This is a genomic window from Acinetobacter sp. ACIN00229, from assembly GCF_016106645.1.
Taxonomy (GTDB): Bacteria; Pseudomonadota; Gammaproteobacteria; order Pseudomonadales; family Moraxellaceae; genus Acinetobacter; species Acinetobacter oleivorans.
The window spans coordinates 47,806-71,552 of sequence record NZ_JADWOM010000014.1; the positions used below are offsets into that span (position 1 = coordinate 47,806).

Sequence of the window (23,747 nt, forward strand, 5' to 3'; positions counted from 1 at the left end):
GTGGGCTTTAACAATGTGATTTAATGACAATTTTTTAAGAACCGCTTACCCACAGACCATCTTCCATATGCAAGATTGAATCTGCTGCCTGAGCCAACTGCTCATCATGAGTCACAATGAGCATAGCCATATTGAGCTCTTTCTTAAGATCAGTCAGTAATTCGAAAATACCAACAGCTGTTTTACGGTCTAGGTTTCCGGTTGGTTCATCCGCTAAAACTACAGCAGGTTTAGTGACTAAAGCACGCGCCAAAGCAACACGTTGGCGCTCACCACCTGAAAGTTCACCAGGTTTATGATCCATACGGTGAGATAATCCCACTCGATCTAGTAAATATTCAGCTTGCGCTTTTACCGATTTGTATTGACTGTCTGCTCGAAGCATTAAAGGCATTGCCACATTTTCAAGCGCAGAAAACTCAGGTAATAAGTGGTGGAATTGATAAACAAAACCAAGGTATTTGTTACGTTGAAAACCACGTTCGGCTTCACCTAAATTATCAAAACGCTGACCATTTAAAAATACTTGTCCCTGTGTTGGTTGCTCTAGACCACCTAACGCATGAAGCAAAGTACTTTTACCTGAACCACTCGCACCTACAATTGAAACAAACTGCCCTGCTTCAACTTGTAAAGAAAGACCTTTAATGACTTCAACTTTAGATTTACCGTCATCAAAATGTTTATATATTTCTTTCGCTTCTAAAACAATTTTACTCATAGCGCAGTGCCTCGGCAGGTTGAACTTTGGCAGCACGAAGCGCCGGATAGATAGTCGCCAAGAAGCTTAAAAGTAAAGAAACAATCACGATAATCGTCACATCTTGCCATCTTAAATAAGAAGGAAGGTAATGCACGAAGTAAGCATCGAATAGATTTAAGCCCAACACATTGTTAAACCATGAAATGATATCGCTAATGGTTAAAGCTAAAATTACACCTAAAACTGTACCAGCAACTGTTCCAATCACACCAATCACGGTACCTTGCACCATAAAGATTTTAGTAATCATTGATGGCGACGCGCCTAATGTACGTAAAATGGCAATATCTGATTTTTTATCAGTCACAACCATGACTAACGACGAAACAATATTAAATGCTGCAACCACAATGATAAGTACAAGCAATAAACCAACTAGTGTTTTTTCCATTTGAATGGCATTAAACAGATTGCCATGCGTATAGGTCCAGTTCGTTGCATAGAAATTGCTTGGTAAACTTTTTACCAAGTCATCGGCAACTTGTGGCGCGGCAAAAATATCATCTAGTTTTAAACGAACACCTTGAGCACCATCAGGTAGGCGTAATAAGGTTGACGCATCATATAGGGCGATATAACCCACCATAGAGTCGACTTCAGCGCCTACACTAAAAATACCCACCACTTTAAAACGCTTGAAACGAGGTACAACACCGGCTGGAGATGGTGTTGCTTCAGGTAAAACCAATGTCACACTGTCATTTAGGCGTAAGCCTAATGAATCAGCCATATCTTTACCAAGCACAATACCAAACTCACCCTTTTTAAGTGAATCTAGACTCCCGGCAACAATATGATTTTGAATGATAGACACATTTTTTTCATATTTTGGGTCAATACCCGTCACCATAATACCAGCGACTTGCCCTTGCGCGGTTAACATACCTTGCAATTGGGTAAAAGGTGCAACCCCAGTTACATGTGGATGATGTTCAACTCGCTTTACCAGTTCAGGCCAATCCGTAAGGATTTGTGTAGATGAAACTGTCGCTTGCGGCACCATTCCCAAAACACGGTTTTTCAATTCGCGATCGAAACCGTTCATTACAGAAAGTACCGTAATCAGCACTGCGACACCTAGTGTCAAACCGACCATCGAAACCAATGCAATAAAAGAAATAAAATGATTACTGCGTCTTGCGCGAGTATATCTCAACCCTATATACAGTGAGATTGGTTTAAACATACCTTCTAAATCCAAGGTGATTGATGGGAAATAGCAGATGCCAATGTCAAATTACATTCACATTTACTATTTGGCCATATCGTTAGATGCTGTATTAAGGTTTAAAAATCAGTAAGTTCTGATCTTCCCTTAACAATCCTAATATTATATTGCTGCGCTATTTTCTACTACTTAAGTTAGGAGATCAATTTGATCATGCATTTCGCTACGAATTAGAACAATTTAATGAATAAGCTCAACAAATTACCCAAATCTTCTCCTATTTAGACTTCATATGTTGAGCAAAGTTCCGGTTTGCCTGAATGTCTTTATAGAAATATAAAAAGAGTCCAGACAAGATGATTAAAGCTCCTACAAAAACCATAATCGAAAGTTGTTCATGATTTAAAGCAGCTCCAATCATCATCGCTAACATTGGTGTAATTACTGTCGTTAAAGATAAAGTTGTTGGCTGAATATTTTGTATAAGTTTGAAATAACAAAACATGGCGACTAATGAAGCCATCAGTACCGTATAAATTAAGGCAAATAAAGATTTAGCTTCTGGTAAATGTGTCGGTGCATATTGCCAAATAAATGGAATAAAACAACTAGCAAAAATAGAAGACACTAAAATAGAACCTGTTGCCTGAGCCATCGGCTGGATCTGCGCATTAACTTTCTTAACCCAGAAAATTGAAAAAGAATAAACAAACACACTGATCAGCATAAGGACAATACCAAACGGATGCACATGCTGATTTGCACCGCTCAGACAAATAATGGCTAACCCACTGACAGCAATTGCCATGCCCAGCCATTGCAGCTTATAAAGTTGCTGGCCAAATGCAAACCGACCAATAAGCCCTGCCATAATAGGTGCTAAGCCAAACATAAGTGCAATCATGCCTGAACTCAAATATTGGGTTGCAGCATAAGTAAAAATTTGGGAGCCAATTAAGCTAAAAGATCCAGCAATATAGCTGTGAACTGCTTGTCGATGAGTCGGAAAAGGTGTTCTTAAAATCAGTAATATGATTACTGCCAAAGGCAATGCAATAAAAAAGCGTAACAACAGTGCCCACATCAGATGTAAATCAGACACACTCCAAACAATAGCCAATGGAGTGGTTGCCCAAATGAACACTAACAAGGCATAAGTTAAAGCCAAATTGGTTTGCGATGGCATGTGATGCTCACTTAGCTGTTTTACGTTTTTGCTTTAAAATTGTTTGATCTAATGAACTTGAAAATTCACGCTTATCTCGCTCGGAAATAGGCGGTGGTCCACCAGTTTGCACACCCGCACCACGAAGCGTATCCATGAAATCACGCAGATGTAACCGTGCTTTAACATTTGCAGTTGTATAGACTTCACCACGTGGATGAATAGCAACGCCCCCTTTCTCGATCACTTGAGCTGCCAGTGGAATATCTTGCGTAATGACAATGTCATTTTCAGTCATACGATCAACTATTTCTTTATCGGCCTGATCTGCACCACTTAAAACTTGTATTGACTTAATACGAACAGAAGGTGTAATCCCAACATTTTGATTGGCAACAAAAATAACTTCTAATTGATAACGATCTGATGCACGCAAAATTACTTCACGTAAAATTTTTGGTAAGGCGTCTGCGTCTACCCATAGCTTAAATGGCAGCACGTTATTCTCTATTTCCACTAAAAATCTAAGTCTAACAGATGCTTTTCGAAGGTGAGTAGAAATAAACATTAAACTTATTTTTAATTTCAACATTAAAGTTTTTATAGAGGAAGCTTACTTTTAATTTATAAATAGAAGCCGCATTTCTCTTAAAATAACTAAATATGTGCTTTTACAAGAGAATTTACACATGATGACTTGAAAAATAGTAAACACCCTCGATTTAATATAACAAGTAATGTGAACCCAACAGCATCGTGCTTATGAAAAATCAAAACAGTCCAGAAGTAATTAAAGTAAATGACCAAAATTTTGGTAGTCATGGCGAACATTGGAATCTATTGACGTCCCATCCTGAAACAGATGTACCAAAATGGTTAGGACTAGCACTTGATGCACCTGTAATGCCAATGGGCTTATGTGAACATGAAGAAGATATGGATCAATCTTTTTGGTTGATTCAAGGCCCGCAAAACCAAAAAGTTACAATCAACCAGATTATTGCTGTTGAAAACCAAAAGCCTCGAGCACTCAAAACAGCTTTTCCGAGTTTTGAAAGTCCATATCAATATAATGCAAAAATTGAACGTATCATTACTTGTGACTCTGCAACGCAAGCCGTGTTAAGTTTAAGACTAAATAAAAATACAACTGTTTATGCATTTGATAATTTATTTAGCGTTAACGCTTGTCAATATGACAAAAATCAAAACTATCAAGTTCAATTTAATGCATGGGCTTATGAATTAGAACCAGTTCCAGCAGGTGAGAAAATTGTTGTTGATGACCCAGCTTCAATTAAACATCATCGTGCATTAAATGCAATTTTGACTGAACATAATGGTATTGCTCCTGAAAATTTGCAGGAACTCATTAATGAATGGCAGCCAAAAACCCCAGAAGATCAAGAACCTGTAACTGTTGATTTTTCTAAAATGGTCGCATATTTATATGGCGAAAATCTTGGTCAAGAAGATGAAGCATGGTTCCAAGGTAATATTGTTGGCAAAACTTCTATGACATTTATGGGGGCAGAATATACCCTTTATGATGTCACTTTGGTTTTAGAAGATGATCTTCCTGCCATATTAGTGCGCATTGCGACCAAAAACGATTTGTATAAAAACTTTAATATTGGCGAATATATTCGCGGTAATATCTGGATTCAGGCGACTATTTGTGCTAAAAAGGGTGAAACTAATTGAATTTCACTAATATTTTAATAATTAGGTTATTGAATGAAGATTATACCCGAACAAACTACCAGCCTCATTCAATCTAGTAGCCTGCGCGTAAAGGTCGATACTGGTGCGTTTTGCTTTTTTGTATTGGGTATGTTTTTAGCTGCCATATTCATGCACCAACTTGGTTTAGTGCCTTTTTAGTTTATAAAATTTATTCAAAAATAAAGCCCTCATTTGAGGGCTTTATTTATTTGATTTGCTTAACCATTACGTTTTGCAAAATCATCCATAAAGCTAATTAAAGCCTGTACGCCTTCTAATGGTACAGCATTATAAATACTTGCACGCATACCACCTACAGAACGGTGTCCAGCTAAATTCAACAAATGGTTTGCTTCAGCTTCTTTTAAGAATTGCTTGTCTAAAGCTTCATCTGCCAAGGTAAAAGGTACATTCATAATTGAACGGTTCGGAATTGCAATCGGGTTATTGTAGAAATCGCTTGAATCGATATAACCATATAACAACTGAGCTTTTTCAAGGTTAACTTTATGGATAGCATCTACCCCACCCTGCTCTAGTAACCATTCAAATACTAAACCAGACAAGTACCAAGCGTAAGTCGATGGCGTATTTACCATAGAACCATTTTTCGCTTGATCACCATATTTTAAAATGCTTGGAATTTCTGGTTTAGCTTGATCAAGTAAGTCATCACGAATAATGACAATTGTTAAACCAGCAGGACCAATATTTTTTTGTGCGCCAGCATAGATTAAACCAAACTTGGTCACATCTAATGGAGCAGATAAAATACTTGATGAATAGTCACAAACGAGTGGAGCTTTTACATCAGGAATTCCTGCGAACTGTAAGCCACCAATCGTTTCATTATCCGCATAATGTACATAGGCTGCATCGTCAGATAAATTCCATTCGCTTTGTTCAGAAATTGCGAACTTACCATCTACTTTAATACCAGCATTTACAACATTAATGTCGCCATAACGTTTTGCTTCTTTTAATGCTTTTTCAGACCAGATGCCCGTATCAATATAATCAGCTTTACTGTTCTTACCTAAAAGGTTTAAAGGAATCGCAGAAAATTGTAATGACGCACCGCCTTGTAAAAACAGTACTTTATAGTTTTCTGGAATATTCATTAGCTTGCGTAAATCTGCTTCAGCTTTTTCAGCCACAGCAACATAGTCAGCACTACGATGACTCATTTCCATGATGGATAGACCTTTACCTTGCCAATCCAACAATTCTTGTTGAGCTTTTTCTAAAACGGCAGTAGGTAATGCAGCAGGACCAGCACAGAAATTGTACGCGCGCATGATTTTTCCCTTGTATAAAGTCAAACACAATAAAAATGGCATTTAACCACAGATTGCTTAAGCTTGCAGCAGCTTCTCAAGTAAATATTTCAATGCTGGACTGTATTTAAGTTTATTTTTTCAATTACTAGTGCCGTTATTTACTTACTTTTAATTACTGCCTTCCAAGTTTAAAAAGATTTTTAAGCAAAAAGATCAACTTGACTTGTGATTATAATTTCACATACCTTGATAGATATTAGAAAAAATATTGGCTTAGTAAATTCAATAATTAAAGGAGCTAAAATCAAAATGTTTTTATACAAATGTATAATAAACAATATGATAATTGAATTTAATAACAAGAAATTTAAACTATAAGGGATGCCAGAAATTGTTATTTAAAATGCCAGCACATCGATATAGACAGTCTATTTTTCCCTTTTCATTTAAACCTAAACATCTTGCTTTGGCTTTAGGCTTTTTTTTCACTAATCATTTATATGCCCAAAGCTTAAGTTATGCAGAAGCAGAACAACAAGCTTTGAAAAGTTCATATAGTACTCAAGCCAACCAAGCATTACAGCAAGCATCTCAATTAGAAGCTGAAGCAGTAAAGGGCCTCGGATTACCTCGAGTTGATTTAAATGTGAGAGCATATGCTTTTCATAGTGAAACAGATGTACCTCTTGGCTCTTTTAAACAAAAACTTGAGAATGATTTAAGTCAAGGACTCAATGACAAGCTTTCACAGTGGAACAATGTCATTCCATCGGATGTGCTGGGACAAGTTCAAGAAGGCGCCAATCAAACCATACATGACGGTATAAACCGATTTCCAGATTATGCGAATCTGACCATTGAAGATCAGGTAGTACGCCCTTCTATTTCGGTCGTTATGCCACTCTATACAGGCGGCTTAACTAGCAGTGCAAAAAAACTAGCAAATATTCAAGCACAGCGTTCGGAGCTTTCAAGCCAGCAACAACAAGATATACAGCGGTTTGAAGTGGTACAAAGTTACTTTAATGTTCAATTACAGCAGCAACTGGTCACAAGTAGCTTATTTAACTTTAATGCGATGCAGAAACATTACAGCAATGCCCTAAAACTCGAACAACAGGGATTTATTAGTAAAGGGCAACGCATGCAATTTGAAGTCGCGCGTAATAATGCAGAACGTACTTTACAAAATACTCAAGCCAACTTAAATGCCAGTCGCTTTAGTCTTAATAATCTTTTACATCAACAAAACAATATAGATTTAAGTACGCCACTATTTGTAAATAACACCCCAAGCCAGTCTCTAGAATCACTTTTAAGCAGTTATTCACAAAAATCTAGCCTTGTACAAAAAATGCAGATGGATACTCAACTGGCTAATGTAAATATTCAAGCTCAGGAAGCTGCAAAAAAACCAAGTCTTTTTGCTTTTGGTGAATATGCTCTCGATAAAAATGAAAACTGGATTGTCGGTGTAATGGCAAAATACAACCTATTTTCAGGTGTAGATAAAAATAAGAATATTCACGCTGCCGAATTGAAGCGCTATGCCTCTGAACTCATGACTGAGCGAACTAAACAAGAGATTGAAGCTCTTTTGAATAAGTCATATAACGAACTTAACTCTGCTCAACAAAGTCATCAGCTCTTACAAAGAAACGTAAATGCCGCTCAAGAAAACCTACGTATCCAAGAACTTTCTTTCCGTGAAGGAATGGGTACAGCAACCCAAGTAATTGATGCACAAAATGCATTAAGCGCGTTAAAAACTGAAATGGCTTTAAATGCTTATAAATATGTCATGTCACTCGCGACTTTACTACAAAGTCACGGCTCAATTGATGAGTTTAAAGCATACGTTAATCAACCACATACCGACTATATTCGTTAAGGGGAGTATAAAATGAATCAAGACTCAGCTCATTCAGAACAAGATGCTCCTGTTGCGGATACAGCAGAAACCAACCCAGTTCAAAAAGATGATCAAGTTAGTGATCAGCAAGAATCAAGCACAAATAAAAGTGACTCCAAACCACCTAAAAATTCAAAAATTAAACTGATTATTGGTGTAATTATTATTGCCCTATTAGGTTTAATTATTTTTGGTTTGTGGAAAAGTTATCAGCCAAAGCCTATTGAACTACAAGGCCGAGTTGAAGCCGAAACTATTCACGTAAGCACAAAAGTTCCGAGTCGTATTGAAGAAATTTATGTACAAGAAGGCCAGAAAATTTCCAAAGGCCAGCCACTTGTTCGTTTAGTTAGCCCGGAAATAGAAGCTAAAAAGCAACAAGCTTTGGCTACCTTACAATCTGCTTTAGCATTTCAATCTACGGTAGATCGTGGTTCTCAACAAGAGAATATCGATACACTTTATGCCAACTGGCAAAGCACAAAAGCACAAGCAAACCTTGCAAAAACCACTTACCAACGTGGTGAAAATTTATATAGACAAGGTGTCATTTCGCGTCAAAGACGAGATGAAATGCTCGCAGCACAAACTTCTGCTCAAGAATTAAGTGAAGCTTCTTATCAACAATATGCTCGTGCAAAACGTGGCAGTACGAGCCAACAAAAATCTACAGCAGATGCACAGGTTGAAATTGCAAAAGCAGCTGTAGGTGAAGCAAAAGCACTAGAGGAAGAAACACGTTTACTGTCCCCTATTTCAGGTACAGTTTCAAAAACTTATGGCAAACCTTCTGAGTTAGTCGCTATGGGTGTACCTGTTGTCAGCATTTTAGAAGATGATGATTTATGGGTAAGCTTAAACGTGGGTGAAAATCAATATGCCTCTGTTTATAAAAATAAAACCCTTGAAGGATTCATTCCAGCACTTAATCAGAATGTGAATTTTAAAATTAAAAATATAGATGCTGAAGGTGAATTTGCCACCATAAAAACGACTCGCCAAACTGGAGGCTATGATATTCGCAGCTTTAAACTGCATCTTGTGCCTGAGCGTCCAGTGCAAGATTTAAAAGTTGGGATGAGTGTTCTATTTAAAATTAAAGAAGAAAAATAAAGCATGTTTGCCAGTATATTACGTGAACTAAACTATCTAAAAAGCAACAAATGGGATTTGTGTATGGTGACACTCATCCCCGCTTTTATCATTTTTATGTTTAGCAGCATGTTCTACGCAGGTAAAGCTGAACACTTACCGATTGCGATTATTGATCAGGACCAAAGTGAACTTAGCCGTAATATTGAAAAGTATCTTTCGTTAAATCATACGGTAGAGATTAAAACAGTTACGGCAAGCTCCACAGAAGCGGAACAACTACTCAATGAAACCCAAATATGGGGCTATGTTTTCATTCCAGACGGCGCTGAAAAACGCTTTGTGAAAGCGCAAGATGCTCAAATCAGCATTGCATTTAACCAGTCTTTTTTTAGTGTCGGGAATACAATTTCTTCAGCAATGTTGATCAGTACCCTCAATGCTTTAGCAGACTACGCAGGCCAGAGTTATCTCGCAAATAATATCCCCTATTTAGATGTTCCTACCGCTCATGTCAAAATCTCAACGCTTTATAACCCAAGCATGAGCTATGAGTTTTATTTAGAACCCTTCATGGTTCCAGCCGTATTACATCTATTACTCTGTTGTTGTGTTGCCTTTGCGATTGGACAAGAACTGAAACGTGGCACATTAACCCAGTGGGTTAACCGAGAAAGTTTTATTCAAGGTTTATTGGCTAAAAATTTGCTCTATAGCCTTATTTTTTGTTTCTGGACATGGTTATGGATGTTTTGGCTAGTCGAAATCCGAGGCTGGTTTGTAGCGGGTTCTCTTAGTTTATTGCTATGCGCACAATTCCTACTTTATTTTGCCTATGCTTTGATTAGCAGCACAGTGATTTTAGCAACCAAAAATTTAAGCAAAACTTTTGGCTTTATCGCTGTTTATGGTGGGTCATCGTTAAGTTTTGCAGGCGTTACCCTGCCTTTGAATAATGCACCGATTTTTACTAAATTTTGGTCACTCATTATTCCCTATACCCCTTATGCCAAGCTGCAAACTGAACAATGGGTCATTGGAAGTCCAGTTTTTATTTCAATGATTCCTTTTTTAATACTTATGGGTTATTGCCTTATTTATTTCTTCTTAAGTTGTCTGCTTCTTAAAAAACTAATTCAGGGAGCAGCATAATGAAAGAGTTTTTAAATGCATATTTGCAAACTTTTAAAGATATTGTAGGGAATAGTTCAGTTTTCACGACTCTGATTTTATCGGTCATTCTTTATAGTTTTTTTTACCCTACCGCCTATAAAGCTGAGCGGGCAGAATCAATTCCTATTGTCATTGTTGATGAAGAACAAAGCCTCCTAACGTCTCAATTAATCGGTCAAAGTGCAAATAGTCCGCATGTTCATATTGTTACTGTTACAAGCAATTTCTTACAAGCAGAACAAATGGTTCGCGAGCAAAAAGCAGATGGTATTTTACTTTTACCAAGTAACCTAACGCAAAGCTTACGTCGTGGAGAAACTGGCGGAATTGGCTTATATTTAAGTACAACCAACTTTTTAAAAACTAAAGAAATTGGTTTAGGCTTAGCTACATCCATCGAAGCGACCTTAAAAGAATATGTCGAAAAATTTGGAGAGCGCACTCATTTCCAACCCGCGCTTTCTATTCATCAGGTTCCTTTATTTAACCCCCTTTCAGGCTATGGAAGTTATATTTTTCCGGCTGTTGCATCTTTAATTATCCATCAAACCATTGTGTTAGGTTTAGCGATGCTGATTGCAAGCTACCGTGAGCAACACCAAAAAATTACAGCTGTTCGCTTCGCTGGAATTTTCGCAAGTATATTTACCATTGGTTGTTTAAGTAGTTTTTATCTTTTTGGTTTTACGTTGTGGTTCAACGACTATCCACACGGTGGAAACTTCACAGGTTTACTCGTTGCTGTTCCTATTTTCATTAGTTGTGTGATTGGATTAGGCATGTTGATTGGCTCACTTTTAGATATGCCAGAACGTGCCGGACATATTATTGTGTTTAGCTCTGTACCCTTATTCTTATTAACTGGTGCGGCATGGCCACATCAAGCAATGCCCGAATGGTTACAATGGTTTGCGTGGTGTTTACCATCAACACATGGGGTACAAATGTTTGTGCAACTTAACCAGATGGGTGTTCCTTTAGCCACAGTTGTACCAAAACTGATTTTTCTTGCGACAATCGGTCTTATTTTTTTAATCTGGGCATATTCACGCTTAAAAACCTCCAAGTGAAGAGTTTTCTAAACTTGGAGCATAAATTATATTTTTATTTACTATAAAATCTGATAGTTAAAAGTCATTCCTTAAAAACCATTGACCATAAAAATATAAAAAAACTAATAAATTCAAATTATTAATTGGTAACAATTGTCATAAAACCTTAAAAAAACTTTAAGTTGAAATTAAGAAAATTTCTCCATAGTAAAACTGTTTAGTTTTTCAGCAGCCTAAAAGGGTAACTCTGCTACCCTGCTCTATGACGGAATTTGATATGGCAAAGGTATGTTATTGCGCAGATGACTTTGCAATGAATGCAGAGATATCTCATGCAATTATTCAGTTAATTGAAAAAGGGGCTCTTCAAGCGACCTCATGTATGACTCAATCTGAACTCTGGGAAACAGCTGCTGCCAAACTCAAACCTTTCTCGAATCAAATTGATATTGGTCTCCACTTAAATTTTACTCATGCGTTTACTTCAGGTAATACAGTCTTCTCATTACCTGCACTTATGTTTCGCGCATGGTCATCAAATCTTAACCGTGAATTAATTACCCAATGTATTGAAGAACAATGGGATGCTTTTGTTTCAGTCATGGGAAAGCAACCCGATTTTATTGATGGACACCAACATGTTCATCAATTTCCGTTTATACGGGATATTTTGCTACAGCTTTTAAAAGAGAAAAATTTCACTGGTTGGATACGTAATTTACAACATCCAATTTATCTACCCCATTATCGTTTTAAAACTCATATGCTTTCTGCACTTGGCTCAAATGCCTTAGCAAAGGCATGCCAAAGCTACCAGTTTAGCCAAAATGAATATTTCGCTGGTATCTATGACTTTAAACAAACTGATTATGCCGAACTGAATCAATATTGGCTTGCTCAAGCAAAAGACCACTTACTTATTATGTGCCATCCCTCACTTTCTACACCAAGTGAGCAAGATCCAATCCAGCATGCACGTATCCAAGAATACCAATATTTTTCTTCTGATCAGTTCCCTCTTGATTGCCAAAAAAATGGCATCCAACTTACCAGACTAGGGGCAATGCAATGAGCACAAAACCTTTTTTATCCTGCGTTGTTCCCGCTTATAACGAAGCAGAGAATTTAAAGACATTTATTCCAGCTTTAGCAAACAGCCTAAAGCAACAAAATCTTAGCTATGAAATTATTGTGGTCGATGATGGCAGCAAAGACGATACTATTCCGATCTTACAAACGATGATCGAAGATTATCCTTTAGTTGTGCTGGAATTATCACGAAATTTTGGTAAGGAAGCTGCTTTAAGCGCAGGTTTAGACCATGTAAATGGTGAAGTTGCGCTACTGATTGATGCTGACTTTCAACATCCTTTTGAAGCAATTCCGACCATGATTAACCTTTGGAAAAATGGTTATGACATGGTTTATGGCATTCGTAATCGTACTACTGAATCATGGCTAAAACGGACTCTAACCCAAGGTTACTACCGTATTTTAAATTTAAGCTCACCTATTGATATTCCTGAAAATGCAGGTGATTTCAGACTTCTTGACGCAAAAGTTGTTGAAGCAATTAAACAACTACCAGAAAAAAATCGTTATATGAAAGGCCTTTATGCATGGGTCGGTTTTAAAAGTATCGGAATCAATTTCTCAGAGCAAGATCGTCAACATGGTCGTTCTAGTTTTAACGTAAAGTCATTATTCAATCTGGCAATGTCTGGTTTAACTGGGTTTTCAGATTTACCTTTACGCATTTGTATTTATCTAGGTGCCCTATTGGCTTTAGGCGCTATGAGTTACGGTGTCTGGATCATTATTAAAACCCTGATTGAAGGAATTTCTGTACCGGGTTGGGCAACTCTTGCGGCAGGCATGACGCTATTAGGTGGCATTCAATTGTTATTCATTGGAATTTTAGGTGAATACATTGGCCGAATTTATGCAGAAGTTAAAAATCGACCAAAATATATTGTTTCAACCGAACATTCTCGTATTAAGCAAGAACACCCAATCACTCACTCAGAAAATACGTTCTCTAGTTTCTAATGTTTGCACATATTTTTCAGCTCGCGCGGTTTACCACGACTGGGGCCGCGGCGGCACTTACACACTACAGTATTGTCATGCTCTTGTTTAAACGAAACATTGCATTGCAGTATGCAAATTTAGTCGCCTTTCTACTTGCCTATTGGGTGAGCTATTTTGGGCATCGTATTTTTACTTTTAAAGCCCAGCATATTTCTCATCGACACACACTACCCAAATTTACGTTAGTTGCTGGATTAGGTTTTTTATTCAATGAGAGTTTTCTCTTGCTTTCTAATCTTTACTTCAGCGCCCCTGTTTCAACATTGGTTTGTGTAGCTATTGTCCTGACTTCAATTGTGACTTTCTTGCTTAACCGTTTTTTTGCATTTCAACATTAAGGATTATGTATGCAGCAATGGCTTCGTAGTTCCAAATTCTTATTAATATTTTTACCGATTTGGTTGTTTGTTCTGTCTTGGATAAGACCCCTCTCTGTGCCAGATGAAGGACGCTACGGAGATATTAGTCGATCTATGTTTGAGTCGGGAGATTGGTTGATTCCCCGTATCAATAGCTTGCCATTTATGCATAAACCTCCTCTATTACATTGGTTAAGTTCTATATTTATGGAACTGTTCGGTATGCATATTTGGGTGTTGAGATTAGTTCCAGTGCTAGCAGCTACACTCATGTTAGTCAGCTTATTCTTATTCGTTAGAAAGCACATTTCAGAACGTGTAGCACAACTTACTGCCATTATTTTAGGCACCAATTTACTGTTTTTTGGTAGTAGTGAATATATTAACCATGATCTACTGCTTGCTTCATGGATTACCGTCAGTGTTTTATGTTTTGTTGATTTCACAATTTCAGCGCGTAAATCTATTTTATTTTTAGGATATTTTGCAGGTGCGGCTGCGTTCTTAAGTAAAGGCCTGATTGGTGTGTTAATTCCCGGTATGATTCTCTTACCGTGGTTGCTTTACACCAAACAATGGAAAAAAATCCCTTCATTGCTTAACCCTTTGGGGATTTTGCTATTTATATTACTGGTTAGTCCATGGCTCTATGCAGTCCAGCTTAAATACCCTCAATTTTTGCATTATTTCTTTATCGACCAACAATTTAGTCGATTTAGCTCAAAAGAGTTTAATAATAAACAACCGTGGTGTTTCTATCTGATTATTTTAATGTTCAGCTTTTTACCATGGATTCTGTCGAGTAGATTTGGATCTATTAAAACCGTATTTCAAAATTACAAGAAGTCCGCTTTACTGGCCCTGCTTATATGGTGGTTTATTTCTGTTACGGTTTTCTTCTCTATTCCGCCTTCTAAGCTAGCTGGCTATATTTTACCAGCTGTGCCTCCACTCGCTGTTTTCTTGGCTCTTGTTATCAACCAAGTACTTGAAAGTGAATATAAAACCAAATTACAGGTTTGGGGTTTACCTATATTTATTATGCTTGTCGGAATAGGTATTGCTGCCACACCGCATTTCATGCGTGCACATCAACCTTTTTTCCAAAACCAAGCGATATTTATTTATATCATTGGCGCGCTATTGGTTATGCTTCCACTGGCTTTAGTCTGGTTATATAAAAAGCAGAAATTAAACTATTTGAACTATATTTTTATCAGTTTAATTGTTCTGTGTAGTTCAGTCCCATTTTCCGTTCGTATTTTAGATACTAAAAATAATGTGGGACAAACAAGTTTTTCTGAATATATGACACCATCAACAAAAATAGTTTTCTACAATTACTATTTCTATGATGTGCCTTTCCTTTTACAGCTAAAACAGCCTGTATATATTGTAAATCAATGGGATACAGTGCATTCAGATAGTGCATCTTTAGAAATTAAAGATGGTTTATTGTTTGAATCACAACGCAAAAAATACTTATGGAGTGAACAACAGCTTCAAGATGCTTTAACGCAAAAGCAAGATTTGATTGTCGTAAGTCAACCTCATAATTTTGCAACTAAAGATCCATCTGTTAAAACACTACATTATCGAAATTATGATGTGTTTATTTTTAATAACTCCAAATAAACCATAAATAAAAAAGGAAGCTTACGCTTCCTTTTTTATTTAATTAAGACTTACTCTTCTGACACATCGTCATTCGTAGAAACTGCATCTTCGCCATCTACTTCTGAAGTATCAACTTCTCCTTCGAGAAACTCTTCTTCATCTTCGACAGCTTCAATAGACACAACACCTACTAAAGTTTCTTCTTCGCTTAAACGAATCAGACGAACACCTTGTGCATTACGACCAGTCATTGCAACTTCAGCAGCACGAGTACGAACTAATGTACCACCATCAGAAATAAGCAACAGTTCTTTGCTTTCATCAATAGATACTGCACCTACAAGCTCACCATTACGTTCACTTGTCTTAATCGCAATAACACCCTTACCACCACGTTTTTTGGTTGGGAAGTCATTTACAGGAGTACGTTTACCATAACCATTGGCACTCGCACACAGCACTTCACCCGTTTCAGGAACAACAACAAGCGATACAATGCGACTTACGACATTTAAATCTGCTGAATCTTCGTTGTCATCAGATTCATCATTTTCAACTTCTGCATCTTCTTCACTTAAAGTGCTACTTGCAAAGCTAACACGCATACCACGGACGCCTTTAGCAGTACGACCCATTGAACGCACGTCAGTTTCTGCAAAACGAATTGCCTTACCTTCATTCGAGAACAACATGATTTGCTGATTACCATCAGTAATCGCAACACCAATCAAGGTATCTTCTTCATTCAGTTCAATTGCACGTAAGCCATTTGAACGAATGTTAGCAAACTGCTCCAAATCAACACGTTTAACTGTACCAGATGCTGTCGCCATAAATACATAATGGTTTTCTGGGAACTCAGTTAACGGCAAGATAGCTGTAACTGTTTCATTCGCATCTAAAGGTAACAAGTTTACAATCGGACGGCCTTTAGCACCACGTGATGCTTGAGGCACTTCAAATACGCGAAGACGATACACTTTACCTACGTTAGTAAAGCAGAGTACAGTCGCATGGTTTGAAGCCACAATCAGATGTTGAATAAAGTCATCATCTTTCATTGAGGTTGCTGACTTACCACGTCCACCACGGCGCTGAGCCTGATAGTCTGAAAGTGGTTGAGTTTTTGCATAACCTGTTTGTGAAACCGTTAATACAACTTGTTCTTCAGGAATTAAATCTTCACGGCTAAAATCAATACGTGATTCAATAATTTCTGTACGACGACCATCACCATACTGTTGTAGTACTTGCGCTAATTCTTCACGAATTACAGCCATCAATAAATTGAAATCATTAAGAATTGCCGTAAGTTCAGCAATTTGACCTAAAATTTCAGTATATTCTGCATGTAATTTGTCTTGCTCAAGACCAGTTAAACGATGTAAACGCAATTCTAAAATTGCACCCACTTGCGTTGGTGATAAACGGTAAATTGATTCAGTTAGACCAAATGGACGATCTGGGTTTTCACCTTCGATTTCATCTGGGCGAACAGAAATAGCGCCAGCTTTTTCAAGTAAAGAAATAACGCCACCACCAGCCCACTCACCTGCTAGTAAACGCTCGCGCGCTTCAGCTGGGTTAGCAGAAGTTTTGATGGTTTCAATAATTTCATCAATATTGGCTAAAGCAACAGTTAAGCCTTCTAAGATATGACCACGTTCACGTGCTTTACGCAATTCGAACATGGTACGGCGTGTCACTACTTCTTGGCGGTGACGAATAAATGCCGCAATAATATCTTTCAGATTCATCAATTTTGGTTGTCCGTTATCAAGACAAACCATGTTGATGCTGAATGAGTTTTCAAGCTGTGTATTTAAGAATAAGTTATTTACAACGACTTCTGCGTTTTCACCACGTTTCAAGTCAATCGCAATACGCATACCGTCTTTGTCAGACTCATCACGAAGCTCTGAAATACCTTCAAGTTTTTTCTCTTTAACTAACTCGGCAATACGTTCAATAACTCTTGCTTTGTTAACTTGATATGGAATTTCAGTAAAGACGATGGTTGTACGGCCTGTCTTTTCATCTTCTTCGAAATGGTACTTACCACGAATGTGTAGTCGGCCTTTACCTGTACGGTAAGCATCAACAATGCCTGATTTACCGTAAATAATACCGCCTGTAGGAAAATCAGGACCAGTAATATATTCCATCAATCCTTCAATCGAGATATTCGGATTGTCAGCATAAGCTAAGCATGCATTCACAACTTCTGTCATGTTATGCGGTGCCATGTTAGTTGCCATACCTACGGCAATACCAGCAGCGCCATTAATTAACAAGTTAGGAACACGTGTTGGAAGCACCTGAGGAATACGCTCAGATCCGTCGTAGTTATCTTCCCAGTCAACTGTGTCTTTTTCTAGATCTGCAAGAAGCTCGTGCGCTAACTTAGTCATACGGACTTCGGTATAACGCATTGCAGCCGCGCTATCACCATCGATCGAACCGAAGTTACCCTGACCATCTACCAATAAATAACGTAAGCTAAAATCTTGAGCCATACGTACAATAGTTTCATAAACAGCTGAGTCACCATGAGGGTGATATTTACCGATTACGTCCCCAACAACACGTGCAGATTTCTTGTAGGCTTTGTTATAGTCATTGCCCAATTCGTGCATGGCAAATAGCACACGACGGTGAACAGGTTTCAGACCGTCTCTCACATCCGGCAATGCACGAGATACGATTACACTCATTGCGTAATCTAAATATGAATGCTTGAGTTCATCCTCAATGGCAATCGGTCGGATTTCCGATACGCTCATGCATACTCCTTCTTACAGATAGAAATTTCCATCTGCTAATATGTCTTGATCTTGCAAAAAATTTAGTTCTGAAAACTGAACTAAAATCGAAAAAAATATAGCTGTATAGTATAGCACAAACTGCTCGTTAACTGGGAGTTTAGCAATCTGAAAATAGCATTTTTTTACAATAAAAATTTCATTAGAATTAATAAGTTAAAATTAGAGAATTCTAGTTTTAAATGTATTTCTTAAAACTCAACAGTTCGACCAAAATATAGACAACACAAAAGTGCTCTCTTTAGAGCACTTTTCATCTAATCTTAAAAACAAAACTTAGTTTATTAGCCAAAATAAATAATATTTAGCTTAAATATACTTGCCTTGTTGTAAACCCATTATTCTTTTCATTTCCTTAAATAATGAGTTTGAAATGTCATTTTGTAGGCCGATATTGAGCAGGAATCCACTGATATCCTTTTGAATCTTTACTAATATGCCCAATGCCAGGAAAAGCAACATGCGCAGCACCCACCCAGCATTGGCTTTTATAGGCTTGTTCAAAAATACTTTTACGAACTGCTATAGCACGATTTGAGTCAGTATCAGGTTTATAGCTTGCTTCAGGATAAGGAAATTGTACTGCACCATAGTGTACAACATCACCAAGACCTAAAAAGTTTTGACCGTTTTGTCCATCTATTAAATATGAAGAATGACCTTCAGTATGACCATGAGTAACGATGAGTTGAACATTCGGTACGTTAAAAGACGTTTTGGTAAAAGCGACGAGTTGCCCTGCCTTTTGATATGGCTGTAATGCATCACGCGTCATTTTAAATATTGGCTTAAAAAAATTGGTAGCTTTTGCTTCATTCGCTGGCGATGTCCAGAAATCTACATCTTCTTTAGCCAGATAAACTTTCGCATTCGGATAAGCCATTTTGCCATCAAGTGTAATACCGCATAAATGATCAGGATGGGCATGTGTAATCAAGATGGTATCTATTTGTTCAGGCTGTACGCCTGCTTTCTTTAAATTTTCACGTACATGGCCCAAGGTTGGACCAAAACATTTTGCTGTGCCAGCATCAATTAAAATATTTTGTGTGGGTGTTTGAACAAGATAGGCAGAGAAGTCTGTGACAATCTGATTATGCTCATCTATAGGAACAAAGTTTTCTGCAAACAATCGATTGGCTTTTTCAGTAGAAATACCCAATAAATCACTACGAGGTAATCCCAACTCGCCATCAAACAATGCTGTTACCTTAAGGTTTCCTACTGGTTGTAAAAAGTAACCATCGACTTGATGTACACTTGGCGTTTGTTCTGCATGTATAACTGTACTGGCACTCAGCAGTAATAATATCATAAGTGATTTTAATGAATTCATCATAGAGTCCTTCGTATTTTCATACTTTAACTCTATTGGTTTTGATCTATTTAAATCGCTCAATAAGCGATAAGAAACGCTCAAATTGACTTATTCGGCAGCTAGCACAGCAGGATCTATACCATAACGCTCTACAAAGCGATCACGAAAAATAGCAACAGACTGGTACCCAGATTTTGCTGCAATAGTTTTCATAGGTAACTTTTTCGAATACAACAGCTCAAGTGCACAAGTAAGCCGTGCATGCGTAATCGTTTCTCTTAAGGTTGTTTCTTCATGGCTAAGCTTACGGCGAAGTGTGGCACTGCTCAAACCTAGCCTCATTTCAAACTCACTAGACTGCCAATGGTGCTGTGGATTCTCTATTACCCAATCATGAATGATTTTTGTCAATTTAGGTGGTGGTAGAATTAGCACATCAGAACAATGCTGTTGGCATAACTGTACAAGTATAGCGGTAATACATAAACGTGCTTTCACCACATCATGATTAAATAAAGCCGCTTGCCACTCAGCTAAAGATGTAGCGAAATCATCAATTGAAAACTTTAATATTACTTCAGTTCTGTCTACAACTGGCTTAGCCCAAATCATTTGTGCAGCTTGAATGACTTCGTCACACATAGGCACAAGAATAGTGAGATATTCACCCGTTATAGGGTCAGGCAGATTAACTGCATCGATAACCGTATCGGGTTTTATAATATAGAGATCGCCGGCACTAAAATTGATTTGTTTTGTTTGAAGATTTAATTGTTGTTGCCCATATAAAATAAATCCCATGTGCAACTGACTAACTTTAATATTGGAAAGGCCATGCTGATCTTTCGAACGAATACATAAATAATCTCGTGCCATATCTGCCCGTGCCAATCTCACAAGTGATTGATGCAATTGGTAGGCCTCTATGGAGGCGGAATAATTGATATTCATAATGATGATCTAAATAAAAAAACGCCCTTGGCTATTTATAGCACAAGGGCGTTTTTCGAATAAGTGACAAGCTGTAAATTACAACTTGCTTACTAACTCTGGTACTACAGTGTTCAAATCACCAACTAACCAGTAGTCAGCAACACTGTTGATTGGCGCTTCTTCGTCTTTGTTGATTGCAACAATAACTTTAGAATCTTTCATACCAGCTAAATGCTGGATCGCACCAGAAATACCTACAGCAACGTAAAGGTCAGGCGCAACGATTTTACCAGTTTGACCCACTTGGAAGTCGTTAGGTACAAAGCCCGCATCAACTGCCGCACGTGAAGCACCTTGTGCTGCACCAAGCTTGTCAGCTAATGGATCAAGTACTTTATGGTAGTTCTCACCAGAACCTACACCACGACCACCAGAAACTACGATGCGAGCCGCAGTTAATTCTGGACGATCAAGCTTAACGATTTCTTCAGATACAAAATGAGAAATACCTGCATCTTTCGCATCACTTACCGCTTCAACCGCAGCAGAACCACCTTCAGCAGCTACTGGATCAAATGCTGTACCACGAACTGTACCCACAATGATTGCTTCGTCAGATTGAACAGTCGCAATCGCATTACCTGCATAAATCGGACGCTTGAATGTGTTCGCAGATTCAACAGAAATAATGTCTGTGATCATGCTTACATCAAGAAGAGCAGCAACACGTGGAAGAATGTTCTTACCAGTTGTTGTAGAAGCAGCTAATACGTATTTGTAACCTTTAGCTAAATCAGCAACTAAAGCAGCTACGTTTTCAGCTAACTGGTTTGCATAAGCAGCATTGTCAGCAAGTAAAACCTTGCTTACACCAGCAACTTTAGCAGCAGCATCAGCAACTGCCTGAGCACCAGAACCAGCAACTAATACAGTAATATCACCACCGATTTTTTGTGCTGCAGCAACAACGTTTAAAGTAGCACCGTTAAGTACTTGGTTGTTGTGATCAGCGATAACTAAAATACTCATGATTTTATCCTTCCGTATTAGATCACTTTCGCTTCATTTTTCAATTTTTCAACAAGCTCATCTACAGATTTCACTTGTACGCCAGCTTTACGTTCTGCTGGAGCTTCAACTTTAACAGTTTTAAGCTTAGTACCAGCTGCAACGCCATAATCAGCAGGAGATTTAGTATCAAGTGGCTTCTTACGAGCTTTCATGATGTTAGGCAATGCTGCATAACGTGGCTCATTCAAACGCAAGTCAGTTGTAATGATTGCTGGAAGTGCCAGTTCAACAGTTTGTAAACCACCGTCAACTTCACGAGTTACTTGTACTTTGCCACCATCAACTTTCACTTCAGAAGCGAATGTACCTTGGCCCGCACCTAATAATGCGCCAAGCATTTGTCCTACTTGGTTAGAGTCATCATCAATTGCTTGTTTACCAAGAAGGATAAGTTCTGGTTTTTCAGCGTCAACAACACCTTTTAAAATTTTAGCAACTTCTAAAGCGCCAATTTCATCAGTGGTTTCAACTAAAATACCGCGGTCTGCACCCAAAGCCATTGCAGAACGGATTTGTTCTTGAGCTTCTTTAGGACCCACAGAAACAACAACGATTTCTGTTACTGTTCCTTTTTCTTTTAAGCGAACCGCTTCTTCCACTGCGATTTCACAAAATGGGTTAATTGACATTTTAACGTTAGTTAGGTCAACCCCACTATTGTCCGGCTTAACACGAACTTTGACGTTGGCATCAACCACGCGTTTTACAGCAACAAGAGCCTTCATGTAATCCTCGGCTGTTCTAGCAAAAGTAAATGTTGAGAAAAGTATATTAACTCTTCAATTAAAATTTTTTAGGTACCCTATCTTGCAATGTGTTTGGCATTTCGGTCAAGTCACAATTTTCCAGAACAGCACAAAAAAAATGAAACCATCAGTTCATAAAAAAAATATTATGCCTTATTAGGCGCTATTTCGTTCTTTTTACACTCTATTTTATATATTGATTTTTATTATCTTTTTATCTTATTTAGCTTATTAGTCAGAAACATAAGATCGCCTTAAAATAATCGAGATGAGATGTTTTTGACTCAGGGGTACCGACAAAATATCCCAAGATCAAAATGGTCAATTTGACTATTTCCCCTATTTCTCTTAAACAAATTTCTAAAAAAATACAAATGATGTCTACATTCGTATAAGACTAGCCATTTTAATCAACTTTTTTATTAAGATCGTTCTTAAATCTATTCATTCTTTTGTGCTCTCGGATGAGCTCGATCATAGACTTGTGCCAAATGATCAAAATCAATATGTGTATAAATTTGTGTCGTAGATAAATTACTGTGGCCTAACATTTCTTGTACTGATCGCAAATCACCACTGCTTGATAACATATGGCTAGCAAAACAATGCCGTAATAAATGAGGATGCAAATCTACATTCACACCTGCTCTTTGCGCTTGAAGCTTTACACGCTTTTCAATTTGCCGTGGGGTTAACACACCGCCTCTTTGAGAAATAAAAACAAAAGCATTTTGATCAAAATGGCCTTTCCAGATTTTATAAATTTTCAGCCAATTCAATAAGCTTTCTTTCGCCTTTTTCCCAAATGGTACAATTCGGGTTTTATTTCCTTTACCCGTAATACGTACGAGTTGACGGTTAAAATCTATATCTTTAATTGTTAAGCCTTGCAGTTCAGCCAGACGCAAACCGCTTGAGTAAAGTAACTCGAGCATGGCTTTATCTCTTAACCATAATTGCTGATCAACTGGTTTTTCAGGCATTGGCTGATCTAAAATTTGATTAACCGTTTCTATGTCGATCATACCCGGCAAGGGTCTAGGTTGACGTTTTAACTTAAAATCATCAGTAGGATTAATTTCTAAATATTTCCCTTGCTCAGCCCATTTCATAAACTGGCGAATTGACGTGAGATGACGCTGCATACTGCTTGAACTTAACTGGTCTTGCTCAACACGCTGGGCCAAATATTCACGTAAATCTGAAGCTTCAATATTTCTTAAATCAATTTGTTTGAGCTCGCAGAACTCAAGAAAGCTTTTAACATCTCTTTCATAAGCTGTAATCGTGTGCTCAGACTGGTTCTGAATTTTTCTTTCTTTTAACCACATTGAGAGCAGCTGTAATGCAAAATCCAAATTGCTCTCCATTTATTTGCTCATTTTATTTTTTCAGTGTATCAAAAAGTAGTTGTTCAGGAAATTTAAGATCGTACAGCATAACAACTCACTACCTTATAT

The 23,747-nt window shown here is 37.7% G+C and carries 21 protein-coding genes and 1 pseudogene; 11 read left to right on the plus strand and 11 right to left on the minus strand.

All coding sequences use genetic code 11. From position 1 onward, the window contains the following. Positions 1-34: 34 nt before the first annotated feature. Both lolD and I7H67_RS13725 read right to left on the minus strand, forming a co-directional pair. Positions 35-721 carry a lipoprotein-releasing ABC transporter ATP-binding protein LolD gene (gene lolD, locus I7H67_RS13720; protein WP_005307591.1) on the minus strand — a complete coding sequence of 229 codons (687 nt, stop codon included), beginning with the start codon at positions 719-721 and terminating at the stop codon, positions 35-37. Then, the gene (locus I7H67_RS13725; RefSeq protein ID WP_004790618.1) at positions 714-1,949 is read right to left on the minus strand and encodes a lipoprotein-releasing ABC transporter permease subunit; all 1,236 of its coding nucleotides are present in this window, start codon (positions 1,947-1,949) and stop codon (positions 714-716) included. The genes lolD and I7H67_RS13725 overlap by 8 nt, the downstream gene beginning before the upstream one ends. A 149-nt stretch (positions 1,950-2,098) precedes the next feature. Here I7H67_RS13725 and I7H67_RS19720 point away from each other — a divergent pair. Further along, positions 2,099-2,179, plus strand: a pseudogene (locus I7H67_RS19720) (PilZ domain-containing protein); the annotation flags it as partial. A 29-nt stretch (positions 2,180-2,208) separates the two neighbouring features. Here I7H67_RS19720 and I7H67_RS13730 read toward each other — a convergent pair. Next, positions 2,209-3,117 (minus strand): DMT family transporter, encoded by a 909-nt coding sequence (locus I7H67_RS13730; RefSeq protein WP_005307596.1) that lies wholly within the window; start codon positions 3,115-3,117, stop codon positions 2,209-2,211. A 7-nt stretch (positions 3,118-3,124) separates the two neighbouring features. Further along, entirely contained in the window at positions 3,125-3,613 is a 489-nt protein-coding gene (locus I7H67_RS13735; protein ID WP_014207405.1) for a YaiI/YqxD family protein, read from the minus strand. Positions 3,614-3,858: 245 nt separating this feature from the next. Between I7H67_RS13735 and I7H67_RS13740 the strand changes: the two genes are divergently transcribed. Both I7H67_RS13740 and I7H67_RS13745 read left to right on the plus strand, forming a co-directional pair. Next, positions 3,859-4,800: a hypothetical protein gene (locus I7H67_RS13740; RefSeq protein ID WP_004790613.1), complete on the plus strand. Its 942-nt coding sequence runs from the start codon at positions 3,859-3,861 to the stop codon at positions 4,798-4,800. Between the two features lie 33 nt (positions 4,801-4,833). Next, the gene (locus I7H67_RS13745; protein WP_004790612.1) at positions 4,834-4,980 is read left to right on the plus strand and encodes a hypothetical protein; all 147 of its coding nucleotides are present in this window, start codon (positions 4,834-4,836) and stop codon (positions 4,978-4,980) included. 59 nt (positions 4,981-5,039) lie between these two features. On the opposite strand, the gene serC is transcribed toward I7H67_RS13745, so the two are convergent. Next, entirely contained in the window at positions 5,040-6,119 is a 1,080-nt protein-coding gene (gene serC / locus I7H67_RS13750; protein ID WP_005307603.1) for a 3-phosphoserine/phosphohydroxythreonine transaminase, read from the minus strand. A 385-nt stretch (positions 6,120-6,504) separates the two neighbouring features. Between serC and I7H67_RS13755 the strand changes: the two genes are divergently transcribed. The 8 genes from I7H67_RS13755 to I7H67_RS13790 all read left to right on the plus strand — a co-directional run bounded on the left by I7H67_RS13755 (position 6,505) and on the right by I7H67_RS13790 (position 15,415). Further along, positions 6,505-7,992: a TolC family protein gene (locus I7H67_RS13755; protein ID WP_198308105.1), complete on the plus strand. Its 1,488-nt coding sequence runs from the start codon at positions 6,505-6,507 to the stop codon at positions 7,990-7,992. Positions 7,993-8,004: 12 nt separating this feature from the next. Beyond that, entirely contained in the window at positions 8,005-9,126 is a 1,122-nt protein-coding gene (locus I7H67_RS13760; protein WP_192833968.1) for an HlyD family secretion protein, read from the plus strand. 3 nt (positions 9,127-9,129) lie between these two features. Beyond that, on the plus strand, positions 9,130-10,257 hold the full coding sequence (locus tag I7H67_RS13765; RefSeq protein WP_198308106.1) for an ABC transporter permease: 1,128 nt from the start codon (positions 9,130-9,132) through the stop codon (positions 10,255-10,257). Continuing rightward, positions 10,257-11,348: an ABC transporter permease gene (locus I7H67_RS13770; RefSeq protein WP_198308107.1), complete on the plus strand. Its 1,092-nt coding sequence runs from the start codon at positions 10,257-10,259 to the stop codon at positions 11,346-11,348. Before I7H67_RS13765 ends, I7H67_RS13770 begins: the two co-directional genes overlap by 1 nt. Before the next feature lie 259 nt (positions 11,349-11,607). Then, positions 11,608-12,402 (plus strand): ChbG/HpnK family deacetylase, encoded by a 795-nt coding sequence (locus I7H67_RS13775; RefSeq protein WP_198308108.1) that lies wholly within the window; start codon positions 11,608-11,610, stop codon positions 12,400-12,402. After that, positions 12,399-13,379, plus strand: coding sequence for a glycosyltransferase family 2 protein (locus I7H67_RS13780; protein WP_005307620.1), 981 nt, complete (start codon positions 12,399-12,401; stop codon positions 13,377-13,379). The genes I7H67_RS13775 and I7H67_RS13780 overlap by 4 nt, the downstream gene beginning before the upstream one ends. Further along, a complete protein-coding gene (locus tag I7H67_RS13785; RefSeq protein WP_005307623.1) occupies positions 13,379-13,759 on the plus strand; it encodes a GtrA family protein in 381 nt (126 codons plus the stop codon). Before I7H67_RS13780 ends, I7H67_RS13785 begins: the two co-directional genes overlap by 1 nt. Positions 13,760-13,768: 9 nt before the next feature. Beyond that, on the plus strand, positions 13,769-15,415 hold the full coding sequence (locus tag I7H67_RS13790; RefSeq protein WP_198308109.1) for an ArnT family glycosyltransferase: 1,647 nt from the start codon (positions 13,769-13,771) through the stop codon (positions 15,413-15,415). Between the two features lie 50 nt (positions 15,416-15,465). Here I7H67_RS13790 and gyrA read toward each other — a convergent pair whose 3' ends face one another. The 6 genes from gyrA to xerA form a co-directional block, all read right to left on the minus strand. Then, positions 15,466-18,180, minus strand: a complete 2,715-nt coding sequence (gyrA, locus tag I7H67_RS13795) for a DNA gyrase subunit A (RefSeq protein WP_004790593.1) — start codon at positions 18,178-18,180, stop codon at positions 15,466-15,468. Positions 18,181-18,595: 415 nt separating this feature from the next. After that, the gene (locus tag I7H67_RS13800) at positions 18,596-19,555 is read right to left on the minus strand and encodes an MBL fold metallo-hydrolase (protein ID WP_198308135.1); all 960 of its coding nucleotides are present in this window, start codon (positions 19,553-19,555) and stop codon (positions 18,596-18,598) included. 90 nt (positions 19,556-19,645) lie between these two features. Continuing rightward, positions 19,646-20,488: a helix-turn-helix domain-containing protein gene (locus tag I7H67_RS13805; RefSeq protein ID WP_198308110.1), complete on the minus strand. Its 843-nt coding sequence runs from the start codon at positions 20,486-20,488 to the stop codon at positions 19,646-19,648. A gap of 78 nt (positions 20,489-20,566) precedes the next feature. Beyond that, positions 20,567-21,499: an electron transfer flavoprotein subunit alpha/FixB family protein gene (locus tag I7H67_RS13810; protein WP_013197050.1), complete on the minus strand. Its 933-nt coding sequence runs from the start codon at positions 21,497-21,499 to the stop codon at positions 20,567-20,569. 17 nt (positions 21,500-21,516) lie between these two features. After that, complete coding sequence (locus tag I7H67_RS13815; RefSeq protein WP_005307637.1) at positions 21,517-22,266, minus strand: electron transfer flavoprotein subunit beta/FixA family protein; 750 nt, start codon at positions 22,264-22,266, stop codon at positions 21,517-21,519. A gap of 461 nt (positions 22,267-22,727) precedes the next feature. Beyond that, complete coding sequence (xerA, locus tag I7H67_RS13820) at positions 22,728-23,618, minus strand: site-specific tyrosine recombinase/integron integrase (RefSeq protein ID WP_198308136.1); 891 nt, start codon at positions 23,616-23,618, stop codon at positions 22,728-22,730. Between the last annotated feature and the right edge of the window lie 129 nt (positions 23,619-23,747).